Consider the following 12,338-nt stretch of genomic DNA (forward strand, 5'->3'; position numbering starts at 1 on the left):
GTAATGTTGGCAAACATGACAACAGTTCGGCGCATCGAATCTGCGCACAGATTCAAAACCTTGCCCATGACTGCGAAAGCCACTGCCTGTTTTTGCAAATGCGAAGTCGATTTTCTGGGCACGCGCGCGGAATCATTTCGATTGCGGGAAACAAGCCATGATGTATCTGTAAGAACGTTCGCAGCGCCCACGGCTCTTGAGACCAGCGCGGTTTAAGAAACGGGGCGGACGTGCAAATCGGCGGCGGTGTGCGCGTTGGCGATGCTTTCCAAGCGATTGTCGGGACAAACCTCATAGCAATGTGAGGACTGTGGTTCTGTGTCGAAATTTCTCAGACGGGGCATTCGTGTCTCGTTGGCTTCGAACAAGAGAGATGCGCACTGAGCAACCGAGAAACGCGCGGAGGGCGAAGCAAGTGGGCGGGTTACAACGAACGGGCTGAGGTGCGCGGCGTAGCGGCTGAACAATTTTGATTGTTCGGAAGCGGCCGCCTGAAATTGAAACATACGTGGAATGACAACTTGCCGCGTCAAGGCGCGGCGAGCGGGGAGGTTGTATGTCTTACGCCATCATCGTGATATCAGGTCAAAAGTCATTTTCTAACGATGCCGCATTGGACGCCTTAGACGCCGCCTGTGCGCGGCCCCCCAAGCGAGCTCCGGCTAGACCGTCGAGTATTCGCTGACCTCGCGAGCGCTTTCCTCCCAGCCCGATTGACTTGGCTTCGGCATTTCGCCGAGCGGCCGGTCTATGGCTGGCGACGAAGTCTCGCCGAGGTCACGCCGCGCAGCAAGTCGCACGGCGATTCACAAGCAACATTACTCTTTCGGAAAAGTCTCTGGGCAATGGCAAATACGGAACAGGATCGCTGGTCACGCGTGAAGGGTCGGCTGCGTTCAAGCGTGGGCGAAGACGTCTATACAAGCTGGTTTGCGCGAATGGACCTGGAAAGCGTCCAGCAGGAAAGCGTCCACCTTTCGGTCCCGACGCGGTTTCTCAAGAGCTGGATCCAGGCGCATTACGCCGAGCGTGTTCTCACCTGCTGGCAGGCCGAGATGCCGGAAGTGCACCGGATCGACCTCACCGTGCGCACCGCGATGCGCTGCGCGACGCCCGCCAAAGAGGCGGCCGCACCGCTCGACCCGCGCCGCGCCGAGCGGTCCGATGGCCGTCCCGCGCCTGAACTGCGCGCCACCGCGATCGCGCCGGTATCGGCGAGCCATGACGCGCTCGGCGGCTCGCCGCTCGATCCGCGCCTGACCTTCGGAAGTTTCGTGCTCGGCCGCTCCAACACGCTGGCCCACGCCGCGGCGCGCCAGGTTGCGGAGGGACGGCGCGGCGACAGCGTGATGTTCAATCCGCTCTACATCCACGCCGGCGTCGGACTTGGCAAAACCCATTTGTTGCAAGCGGTGACATGGGCCGGCAATTCGGGCAGCGAACGCAAGGTGCTCTATCTCACCGCGGAGAAATTCATGTACGGCTTCGTCGCGGCGCTGAAAACCCAGACCGCGCTGGCCTTCAAGGAGGCGTTGCGCGGCATCGACGTGCTTGTGATCGACGACCTGCAATTCCTGCAGGGCAAATCGACCCAGGCTGAATTCTGTCACACGCTGAATGCGCTGATCGACGCCGGCCGGCAGGTTGTGATTGCAGCCGACCGTCCGCCTTCCGACCTTGAGAGCCTCGACGACCGCGTGCGCTCGCGCCTCGCCGGCGGCCTGGTGGTCGAGATGGGATCGCTCGGCGAAGAATTGCGGCTCGGCATCCTCAAATCGCGTGTCGCAGCGGCGCGCGCGCATCATGCGAGCTTCGAAGTGCCTGAGCCGGTGTTGGATTATCTCGCCCGAACCATCACCCATAACGGCCGCGACCTCGAGGGCGCCATCAATCGCCTGCTGGCGCACAGCAAGCTCAACGCGCAGCCGGTGACGCTGGAAATGGCCGAGCGCGAAGTGCGCGACTTGATCCGCCCGCAGGAACCCAAGCGCATCAAGATCGAAGACATTCAACGGGTGGTGGCCCGGCAGTATAACGTCAGCCGCTCCGACCTCTTGTCGTCGCGCCGCACCGCCAACGTCGTTCGCCCGCGCCAGGTGGCGATGTATCTGGCGAAGACCCTGACGCTGCGCTCGCTGCCGGAGATCGGCCGCCGGTTCGGCGGGCGCGACCACACCACGGTTCTTCATGCCGTGCGCAAGATCGAGGCGCTGGTGACCAAGGACGTGGCGCTGTCTGAAGAGGTCGAATCGCTGAAGCGCCAATTGCAGGAGTAAGCGGTCTCTTATTCCCGGGCGCGGTCGTTTTGCATCGGTCGTCCCGGCCAAGCGAGCCAACGGGTCCGGCCTTAACCGGCCCGATGACAGGCTCCGCGAACGCTGAGCCGGGACGATCTGGGAGCATTGATTTTCCCGCAAAACGTGGGGAACGACCCCGCCTTTCTCTTGCGCTTGCGGGCCATCCGCGCCACCTTGCGGTCCCCCCGCGGGTTTGGTCAAATCCAGCTTTTGATTGGGCTTTTCGGGTTTCAATGCCGCGGCGCGCCTTTCGGGCCGCCCGGCTTTTCCATCTTAGTATCAGGCGGGTATTGCAATGAAGGTTACCGTCGAACGCGCGCAACTGCTGAAATCGCTGGGCCACGTCCATCGCGTGGTGGAGCGCCGCAACACCATTCCGATCCTCGGCAACGTGCTGGTCCGCGCCGAAAACGCCCGGCTGTCGCTGAAGGCCACGGACCTTGATCTTGAGGTAACGGAAACGCTGCCGGCGGAAACCGCAACCGGCGGTTCGACCACCGTGCCGGCGCATATGTTTTACGACATCGTGCGCAAACTGCCCGACGGCGCGCAGATCGTGCTGGAAGGCGACGGCGATCGCTCGGTATTGGCGATCCGCGCTGGCCGCTCGCGCTTTACGCTGCAGACCCTCCCCGAAAACGATTTTCCCGATCTTGCCGCCGGCGACATGACGCATTCGTTCACGCTGGCCGCCTCCGCCATGAAGCGGTTGATCGACCGCACCCAATTTGCGATCTCGACCGAGGAGACCCGCTACTATCTCAACGGCATCTATCTGCACTCAGCCGGCAATGCCAAGGCCCCAACCTTGCGCGCGGTCGCGACCGACGGGCATCGTCTCGCCCAGATCGATCTTGCTTTGCCCAATGGCGCATCCGGCATGCCCGGCGTGATCGTGCCGCGCAAAACCGTCGGCGAAGTGCAGCGGCTGATCGAGGACAACGAAGCGGAAGTCGCGATCGAACTGTCGCAGGGCAAAATCCGTTTCACCATCGGTCACGTGGTGCTGACCTCAAAGCTGATCGATGGCACCTTTCCGGACTACGGCCGCGTGATCCCGCAAAACAACGACAAGGAACTCATCGTCGACAAGAAGGATTTCGAGGCCGCGGTCGACCGCGTCTCGACGATTTCCAGCGAGCGCGGCCGCGCGGTAAAATTGGCACTCTCCGCGGGTAAACTGGTGCTGTCGGTGACCAACCCGGATTCCGGCAGCGCGACTGAAGAGCTTGAGGTCGAATACGCATCCGACGCGCTCGATATCGGATTCAATTCGCGCTACCTGCTGGATATCGCAGCGCAGATCGAGGGCGAGGTTGCGGTGCTGAAACTCGCCGACCCCGGTTCGCCGACGCTGGTGCAGGACAAGGATGCCAAAGGCGCGCTGTACGTGCTGATGCCGATGCGGGTGTAGAGAACAGAATCGTCATTGCCGGGCTTGACCCGGCAATCCATCAAGCTTCGAAATGACCTGTTGGGTGTACATTTTCGCCAGTGAGCCCGGTGGAACGCTGTATGTCGGCGTTACAAACGATCTGGTGCGGCGCGTTTACGAGCATCGAGAGGGCCTAGCCGAGGGCTTCACCAAACGGTACCACGTCAAAACGCTGGTATATTTTGAACCACACGAAACGATAGCCACAGCGCTTCAACATCAAGCATTGATCCCGCGAGTGGAAAATTGATCTGATCGTCGCGGGCAATCCGGGTTGGCAAGATCTGTATGAAGAAATTGTCCGCTGACGCGGACGATGGATTGCCGGGTCAAGCCCGGCAACGACAACCGAGACCTATGACCGCCTCCCGCATTCATCGCCTGACGCTCACGCATTTCCGCAATTACCGCGCGGCGAGCGTTGCGACGCGCGGTGATGTGGTAGTGCTGGTCGGGCCGAACGGTGCCGGCAAGACCAACGCCATCGAGGCGATTTCATTTCTGTCGCCGGGGCGCGGCTTGCGTCGCGCGACGCTGGAAGATGTCGCCGACAATCAGGGCAATGGCTCGTGGGCGGTATCCGCCGAGGTCGAGGGCGCGCTTGGGCTGGCAACGCTCGGCACCGGCATCGACGCGCCGGGTCCTGAGGGAACCGCGACCAGCCGGCGCTGCCGGATCGACCGCGAGCCGGTGAACTCGGCCACAGCCTTCGGCGATCATCTGCGCATGGTATGGCTGACACCTTCGATGGACGGACTGTTTTTAGGCGCGGCATCGGAGCGGCGGCGGTTCTTCGACCGGCTGGTGCTGGCGATCGATAGCGAGCATTCCAGCCGGGTGTCGGCGCTGGATCGCAGCCTGCGCTCGCGCAACCGCCTCCTGGAAGTGCGCAACTATGACGACCATTGGTGTGACGCAATCGAGCGTGAGACTGCCGAACTCGCCGTCGCGGTAGCGGCGACGCGCGGCCAGACCGTGACGAGGCTCGCCGCAATGCTGCGCGCGCGCGGGGAAGCCTCCGCGTTTCCATCCGCGCAGATCATGCTCGACGGCTGGATGGAAAACGCGCTGCTCACCGAGCCCGCGACCGCCGTGGAGGATCGTTACCGCGAGATATTGCGCGACAGCCGCGCGCGCGACGCCGCGGCAGGCCGCACGCTCGATGGGCCACATCTCACGGATCTGCAGGTGATCTACGCGCCGAAGGCCATGCCGGCCCGCGACGCCTCCACCGGCGAGCAGAAGGCGCTTCTGATCGGGCTCGTGCTGGCGCATGCCAGCCTGGTAGCGGAGATGACCGGGATCACGCCGCTACTCCTGCTCGATGAGGTAGTGGCGCATCTCGATCCCTCCAGACGCCGGGCGTTGTTCAATGAGCTGGCAAAACTCGGCGCGCAGGTCTGGATGACCGGCGCCGACCCCGCGGCGTTCGCCGATATCGGCGCAACAGGCGAGATCTTCGACGTCGATTCCGGCCAGATCACCCGCCGCGCCTGAGGGAGCGGGTACCGTACGCGCACCCGAAACACGCGCCTGGCAATATCACTGTGTCGCGTTTGACGATCGCGGAGTTTGCCCGCGAAGTACATCGTCGATGATGGACTGGACCAGGAACACCGATCCTTTCTCGGTAAGATGCGCCTGGTCGCTGGCTGAAATATCGCTGGCGGCATCGCCAATGCGGGTCAGGCAGCCGTCTGCGTTGCACATGGCGTCCCACACGGAAATATACTCCGCACCGGAAGCCATGACCTTCGCGCGCAATGGTGCGTCGACCCAATTCGTCGACACCGCATTGGACCGCTCCGGAATCAGCCGGTGATGCAGCATGAAATAGCGCAGCACTTCATTCGGCAGCCCGCGCCGCCATATCGGTACCGGGCCGAGAACGACGACGCGCGCGCGGGTCTGCTTTTTCAGCGCAGCGACGGTCCCGGCGACGTTATCGAGATATTTCTCCGCAGCGCCATGCAGCAGGAGGATATCGGGATTGATCTCGCGCGCACGGGCCAAAATCTGATCGTTGATCGCGCGGCAGTTGGGTACCCCCGCCACATCGACGTTCAACGCCGGGATGCATGAGCTCGACGTGAACTGCGCGATGCCGAAATCCCTGACTTCCTGGGCCTTGCGCAAGCCCGGCAGCAGGGCACCCGCGGTCGAATCGCCCCAGACAAAAATCAGGGGTCGGCGATCCCGATCGACGCAGCTTTCGGCGAACGACATTTCGTGGCTGAGATCGAGCAGGCATTCATGAACCCGCCATTGCGAAGATTGCGTCGGCACATCCGCCATCGCGCGAATTTCCGTCGGCAGGCGAAAGTCGAAGCCGCGTCCCTGGACGACAACGCCGCCTGCCACGGCGATCAGCACCATGGCCGCGGCAAGCCCCCGACCTTGAGCGGGCTCGGACGGCCAAATCGAATTGGGGATTCGACAAGCCAGTAGGTAGCCCAGGCCAGCAGCACGCTTAAGCCGAGGATCAGTTCGCGCTCCACCAGCGTCAGCGGCCCGAACTTGATGATGGCGAAAAATACCAGGAGCGGCCAGTGCCACAGATACAGCGGATAGCTGATCAACCCGATCCAGACCAGCGGCGGGCTCGCCAGCAGCGTCCGACAAAACCATGCCGCGGGCGCGGACAACAGAAGTGCGGCGCCGGCCACGGGCAACACCGCCCACCAGCCCGGAAATGCACTTTTGGTGTCGAGCACGCCGGCGGCCGTCGCAATCAGCACAAGCCCAACGGTCGCCCGCAGGTTGCTCGCGGTGCTGCTGTGATTGACCAGGTTCCAGCCGCAGGCCAGTGCGGCGCCGGCCAGCAATTCCCACGCCCGGGTGAATGGCAAATAAAACGTCGCCACCGGGTTTGAATCGATCAGCATCACATTGAGCACGAAAGACGCCACGCCGACGACCGAGACCGCGGCCAGAATGCCGAGGCGCAGGCGGGCGATCAGCATCAGCATCAACGGCCAGAACAAATAGAATTGTTCCTCGATGCCCAGCGACCATAGATGCAACAGCGGCTTCTTGGCTGATTCGACGTCGAAATAGCCGGACTGCAGCAGTAGCGCGATATTTGCGAAGAACGCCGCGCCGGCGAAAACGTCGCCGCTCAGCTGCGCATAGGCGCCCGGCAGCATCCACATCCACCCCAGCACCAGTGTCGCACCGAGCACGACAATGAGCGCCGGGAAAATCCGCCTGATCCGCCTGTTGTAGAAAGCCACCAGACTGAAGCGCTGCTGATCGAGCTCCCGCACGATGATGCCGGTGATCAGAAAGCCCGATATCACGAAGAAAATATCGACGCCGATGAAGCCGCCCGGCATCGCCTCCGGGAAGGCGTGAAAGTTCATGACCAGCATCACGGCGATGGCCCGGAGACCGTCGATGTCCGGCCGGTATTTGGTCGGGGGAGGCAATATCGGCCGATCCATGAGCGCGCAAAATCCGCAATATGTGTCAGCCGAGAACTGCTGCCCCACATCTTTAGCAGGTCTCCAGCGGTCTGCCATTTCCGGCTCGCCGCGGAGCAAAAATCCGGAGTTTCGGGCCAGCGAATCGGCTTTCGAATCACGCTTTTCCAAGGCCTCCGAATCGGCCCTCGGACACCTTGAAAAACAGCCGAAAAATCCCATTTATTCAGTAACTTGCCGATGGAGACTTTGCGCTAGGCGCATGGCCCCTTTCATGGCACAAACAAACCGATCAGCGCCTGTTTTGCGCCGCTGATTCGGGACATCCTCGAAGGCCTCATATGACAGAACCTGCCCGGCGATCGATCGCCGACACTGAGCATTCCATTCCTGTTGAATACGGCGCAGAATCGATCCGGGTTCTGAAGGGTCTGGACGCCGTGCGCAAGCGGCCGGGCATGTATATCGGCGACACCGATGACGGCTCCGGCCTGCATCATATGGTCTACGAGGTCGTCGACAACGCCATCGACGAAGCGCTGGCCGGCCACGCCACCTCGGTAGAGGTCGTGCTCAACGCCGACGGCTCCGTCACCGTGCGCGACGACGGCCGCGGCATTCCCGTCGACATTCACAAGGGCGAGGGCATTTCCGCCGCCGAGGTCATCATGACCCAGCTGCATGCGGGCGGAAAATTCGACCAGAATTCCTACAAGGTGTCCGGCGGACTGCACGGCGTCGGCGTTTCCGTGGTCAACGCGCTGTCGAGCAAGCTGCAATTGCGGGTCTGGCGCGACGGCAAGGAGCATTTCATCGAGTTCGCCCACGGCGACGCTGTGGCGCCGCTCAAGGTGGTCGGCGAGGCCAACGGCAGACGCGGCACCGAGGTGACGTTCCTCGCCTCCAAAGAAACCTTCACCAACGTCGAATACGATTTTGCGACGCTGGAGCATCGCCTGCGCGAGCTGGCGTTCCTGAATTCCGGCGTCAATATCGTGCTGTCCGACATGCGCCATGCGGTCGAGAAGCGCGAGGAGATGCGCTACGACGGCGGTGTGATCGAGTTCGTCAAGTATCTCGACCGCAACAAGAAGCCGATCGTGCCCGCGCCGATCATGATCAACGCCGAAATGAACGGCATCGGCGTCGAGGCAGCGCTGTGGTGGAACGACAGCTATCATGAGAATGTGCTGTGCTTCACCAACAACATTCCGCAGCGCGACGGCGGCACCCATCTCGCCGGCTTTCGCGGCGCGCTGACGCGCCAGGTCAACGGCTACGCCGACGCCATCGCCAAGCGCGAAAAGATCGCGCTGACCGGCGACGACTGCCGCGAGGGCCTGACCGCGGTGCTCTCGGTGAAGGTGCCCGATCCAAAATTCTCCTCGCAGACCAAGGACAAGCTGGTGTCCTCGGAAGTCCGCCCGGTGGTCGAGAACGTCCTCAACGAGGCGCTTGCCGCGTGGTTCGAGGAACATCCCGCGGAAGCCAAGGTCATTATCGGCAAGGTGGTCGAGGCCGCAGCCGCGCGCGAGGCCGCGCGAAAGGCGCGCGAGCTGACGCGGCGCAAAGGCGCGCTCGACGTCGCCTTCCTGTCGGGCAAGCTCGCCGAATGCCAGGAGCGCGATCCCTCCAAATCCGAACTGTTCATCGTCGAGGGTGACTCAGCCGGCGGCAGCGCCAAGCAGGGCCGCAACCGCGAATTCCAGGCGGTACTGCCGCTGCGCGGCAAGATCCTCAATGTCGAGCGCGCGCGCTTCGACAAAATGTTGGGCTCCGAGCAGATCGGCACGCTGATCACGGTATTAGGCACCGGCATCGGCCGCGACGATTTCGACCTCTCCAAGCTGCGCTATCACAAGATCATTCTGATGACCGACGCCGACGTCGACGGCGCGCATATCCGCACCCTGCTGCTGACATTCTTCTTTCGTCAGATGCCGGCCCTCATCGAGGCCGGGTACCTCTATATCGCGCAGCCGCCGCTCTACAAAGTGAACCGCGGCAAGTCCGAGCAGTATCTGAAGGACGAGCGCGCGCTGGAAAATTACCTGATCGAAACCGGACTGGACGACTGCGTCTTCAAGGCGGCGTCCGGAGAGGACCGCAAGGGTCGCGACCTGCAGGCGCTGGTGGAGGACGCCCGCGTCATTCGCGGCACGCTGCATAACTTGCACAGCCGCTACAACCGCAAGGTGGTCGAGCAGGCCGCGATCGCCGGTGTACTGAGCCCGAACATTGTTGGCAATGTCGAGACCGCGAACGAGGCCGCGGATTACATTGCGCGGCGGCTCGACGCGCTGGCCGATGAAGTCGAGCGCGGCTGGATCGGGCGCTTCACCGAAGGCGAAGGTTTTTTCTTCGAGCGCAACGTACGCGGCGTAAAGGACGTCGCCATCATCGACGAAGCGCTGCTCGGTTCCGCCGACGCGCGCAAGCTCGACGAATATGCCGCGAAACTGCAGGAAGCCTATCCGCGCCCCGGCCTGTTGCGACGGAAAGACACCGAGACCCCGATCCACGGCCCGGTCGACCTGTTCGAAGCGGTGACCGGTGCCGGCCGCGAGGGCGTAAAGCTGCAGCGCTACAAAGGCCTCGGCGAGATGAACCCGGGCCAGCTCTGGGAAACCACGCTCGATACCAACGAGCGCTCGCTGCTGCAGGTGAAGATCAAGGAGGTCGACGAGGCCGACGACATCTTCACCAAGTTGATGGGCGACGTGGTCGAGCCGCGCCGCGAATTCATCCAGGACAATTCGCTCAGTGCGAACGTGGATGTGTGAGGCACGTGATTGACTGGCAGAATGTCAGTCTGCTCGGTATCGACGTCGGATTCTCAAAGACTCGTGCAACGACAGGAATCGCGATTTACGAACGCGGTTCTTTGCGTTCGCTGTGTTGCGTAGGATCTTCTTCGAAGGATCGCGCCACTGCCCTGCAGGGCGATTCCAGCTTCGATGCGGTGGCAATCGATGGTCCGATTCTTCCTGCATCTGCGGATGATAAGCTCAAGCGGCTTTGCGAGTCTCTGCTGACCGGGGGCGAGTTCCACACACGTTGCAAACCGGGCCTGAGCCATCACGGCTTCGGACTTGATCTGCGTGGCGCAACGGCGCCGATTGCTGATGAGGCTTGCTTGTTGGCAAATCCCGCATCTGAAGCCTTTGGCGGCAGGCAAGTGAGGCATTCAATCCCGCTTGCCGAAGCTTTTCCGAATGCTTTCTTGGGCGTTCTGCTGGATGACGCAGATTATGACGCAATAGGCCGTGTCTCGCGCGGAGCGAAATTCGACCGCCTTTATGAGCGCGCCGTCCTCACGGGCCGAGTGCACGCACTGCTGGACGAGCTCGATTGGAAAGCTCCAGAACTAACCGAAGCGATTGAAACGCAGGCCCTCAAGTCGAGCCGCGCGTCGCATGAAAGGCGAGCGGCATTGATCTGTCTACTGACGGCGGCGTGCGCATTTGCGGGCCAGGCTGAATACGTTGGTGACGCGCTCGGCGGTTGGATTTGTCTGCCTCCCCAGAAACTGTGGAAGCCGTGGGCAAGACTTGCGATGATACAGCGCAAGGCAACGCTGCAGAAGCGCGCCGCCACCATTCGGCCCAGCCGCAATGCTTAGTATCACCCCATGACATCGCTTGATAAAATCGAGCGCGGCCCGGTCGCCGCGCACCGCAATCATCTCGCCGTTGAACTGACCGAGACGCTCACACTGGCGGTGCCGATCGCGCTGACGCAGCTTGGGCAGATCGCGATGATGACGACCGATCTTGCCTTGATCGGACGCCTCGGGGACGAGGCGGTCGCCGCGGCGGCGCTGGCGCACACGGTCTTCTTCATCAGCTTCACCTTCGGGATGGGGCTGGTGTCCGCCGTGGCGCCGCTTGCCGCGCAGGCCTTTGGCGCGCGCGACCCGCGCCTGGTGCGGCGCGCGCTCCGCGTCGGCCTTTGGACCGCGCTCTTGATTTCGCTGCCGATGGTGGTGCTCCCGCTGTACGGCGAACAGATTCTTGTGATGCTCGGCCAGGCTCCCACCACCGCGCGTCTGGCGCAACGATATCTACTGGGGCTCGCCTGGGGCATCACACCGGCGCTGTGGTTCCTGGCGATCCGCGGCTTCATGGGCGCGGTCAACCGGCCGGAGCCGGGACTGTGGATCACCCTTGCCGCCATCCCGGCCAATGCCGTGCTGGTCTATCTGTTGATCCATGGCGAATTGGGATTGCCGCGGCTGGAACTGTTCGGCGCCGGCCTCGCGACCACGATCGTCAATTCCGGGATGTTCCTGGCGGCCCTCGGGTTTGCGCATGGTCGCCGGCCCTTCAGGAAGTATCATGTGCTCGGCCGCATCTGGCGTATCGACTGGCCGCTGATGCGCCGACTGATCGTTATCGGCGCTCCCATCTCCATTGCCTTCCTGCTGGAATACGGGCTGTTCGCGGCCGCGGCACTTCTGATGGGCCTGATCAGCACCACCGCGCTGGCAGCGCATCAGATCGCCTTGCAGGTGACGGCCATCCTGTTCATGGTGCCCTTCGGCATTGGGATGGCGGCCACCGTGCGGGTCGGCCACGCCGTTGGCCGCAATGACCCGGCGGCGGTCAAACGTGCGGGCTTTGTCGCAACGCTGCTCGGAATTGCTCTGGTGTCCGCCCTGACCCTCACGGTGATCCTCGGCCGGTTTGCGATCGCGCGATTCTTCTTCGGCGAAGCGGTCGAAAGTGGGGGCGCGGTGATCGAACTCACCGCAGCCCTTTTGATGGTCGGCGCGACATTCTTTGTCGCCGACGGCATCCAGACGGTTGCGGCGGGCGCGCTTCGCGGCATGAACGATACCCGGGTGCCGCTGCTGTTCGCCGCGATCAGCTACTGGCTGATCGGCTTCACCTCCGGCTACGGGCTCGCCTTCTGGGCTGGATTCGGCGCCGTCGGCGTCTGGGTCGGGCTATCCTGCGGGACCGCCGTCTATGCCGCACTTCTGATCTTGCGCTTCCGGCTGCTTGCCAATCGACTGCAATTCGCGACATCCGCAAAAGGCCGGCGATGAAGGTCCACGAGATCGGACCGAATGTTGATACCGATGCGCTCTTGATCGGCGTCCGCGACGCCTACAGCATGCCATCGATGGCGCCGAGCTCAACGCGCGGCAAGCGGCTGAGAGAATGCTGCGGCAAGTTGCGG

8 protein-coding genes and 1 pseudogene are annotated in these 12,338 nt (G+C 62.6%); 7 read left to right on the forward strand and 2 right to left on the reverse strand.

The genetic code is table 11. The features are described 5' to 3' along the window. Positions 1 to 845 precede the first annotated feature (845 nt). The 4 genes and pseudogenes from dnaA to recF all read left to right on the forward strand — a co-directional run bounded on the left by dnaA (position 846) and on the right by recF (position 5,229). The gene (dnaA, locus tag N554_RS0113660; protein ID WP_029583979.1) at positions 846 to 2,276 is read left to right on the forward strand and encodes a chromosomal replication initiator protein DnaA; all 1,431 of its coding nucleotides are present in this window, start codon (positions 846 to 848) and stop codon (positions 2,274 to 2,276) included. A gap of 316 nt (positions 2,277 to 2,592) precedes the next feature. Continuing rightward, positions 2,593 to 3,711, forward strand: a complete 1,119-nt coding sequence (gene dnaN, locus N554_RS0113665) for a DNA polymerase III subunit beta (protein ID WP_029583980.1) — start codon at positions 2,593 to 2,595, stop codon at positions 3,709 to 3,711. Positions 3,712 to 3,763: 52 nt separating this feature from the next. Continuing rightward, positions 3,764 to 4,040, forward strand: a pseudogene (locus N554_RS35815) (GIY-YIG nuclease family protein). Positions 4,041 to 4,089: 49 nt separating this feature from the next. Beyond that, entirely contained in the window at positions 4,090 to 5,229 is a 1,140-nt protein-coding gene (recF, locus tag N554_RS0113675) for a DNA replication/repair protein RecF (protein ID WP_029583981.1), read from the forward strand. A gap of 45 nt (positions 5,230 to 5,274) precedes the next feature. On the opposite strand, the gene N554_RS37340 is transcribed toward recF, so the two are convergent. Beyond that, positions 5,275 to 6,108 (reverse strand): SGNH hydrolase domain-containing protein, encoded by an 834-nt coding sequence (locus N554_RS37340; RefSeq protein ID WP_051677485.1) that lies wholly within the window; start codon positions 6,106 to 6,108, stop codon positions 5,275 to 5,277. Then, a complete protein-coding gene (locus tag N554_RS37345) occupies positions 6,099 to 7,175 on the reverse strand; it encodes an acyltransferase family protein (protein WP_197033570.1) in 1,077 nt (358 codons plus the stop codon). The genes N554_RS37340 and N554_RS37345 overlap by 10 nt, the downstream gene beginning before the upstream one ends. Positions 7,176 to 7,495: 320 nt before the next feature. Here N554_RS37345 and gyrB point away from each other — a divergent pair, with 320 nt between their 5' ends. The 3 genes from gyrB to N554_RS0113695 are packed head-to-tail and all read left to right on the forward strand — an operon-like array spanning position 7,496 to position 12,204. Beyond that, on the forward strand, positions 7,496 to 9,937 hold the full coding sequence (gene gyrB, locus N554_RS0113685) for a DNA topoisomerase (ATP-hydrolyzing) subunit B (RefSeq protein WP_029583982.1): 2,442 nt from the start codon (positions 7,496 to 7,498) through the stop codon (positions 9,935 to 9,937). 5 nt (positions 9,938 to 9,942) lie between these two features. Continuing rightward, positions 9,943 to 10,776: a hypothetical protein gene (locus N554_RS0113690; protein ID WP_051677487.1), complete on the forward strand. Its 834-nt coding sequence runs from the start codon at positions 9,943 to 9,945 to the stop codon at positions 10,774 to 10,776. A 9-nt stretch (positions 10,777 to 10,785) separates the two neighbouring features. Further along, positions 10,786 to 12,204 (forward strand): MATE family efflux transporter, encoded by a 1,419-nt coding sequence (locus tag N554_RS0113695; protein WP_029583984.1) that lies wholly within the window; start codon positions 10,786 to 10,788, stop codon positions 12,202 to 12,204. Positions 12,205 to 12,338: the final 134 nt, after the last annotated feature.

It is taken from the genome of Bradyrhizobium sp. URHD0069 (assembly GCF_000701345.1).
Taxonomy (GTDB): domain Bacteria; phylum Pseudomonadota; class Alphaproteobacteria; order Rhizobiales; family Xanthobacteraceae; genus Bradyrhizobium.

Coding starts and splice junctions, on each gene's coding strand:
- dnaA (WP_029583979.1), top strand. CDS start 846: ATGGCAAATACGGAACAGGATCGCTGGTCACGCGTGAAGGGTCGGCTG.
- N554_RS0113695 (WP_029583984.1), top strand. CDS start 10,786: ATGACATCGCTTGATAAAATCGAGCGCGGCCCGGTCGCCGCGCACCGC.
- N554_RS37345 (WP_197033570.1), bottom strand. CDS start 7,175: ATGGATCGGCCGATATTGCCTCCCCCGACCAAATACCGGCCGGACATC.
- dnaN (WP_029583980.1), top strand. CDS start 2,593: ATGAAGGTTACCGTCGAACGCGCGCAACTGCTGAAATCGCTGGGCCAC.
- recF (WP_029583981.1), top strand. CDS start 4,090: ATGACCGCCTCCCGCATTCATCGCCTGACGCTCACGCATTTCCGCAAT.
- N554_RS37340 (WP_051677485.1), bottom strand. CDS start 6,108: ATGGTGCTGATCGCCGTGGCAGGCGGCGTTGTCGTCCAGGGACGCGGC.
- gyrB (WP_029583982.1), top strand. CDS start 7,496: ATGACAGAACCTGCCCGGCGATCGATCGCCGACACTGAGCATTCCATT.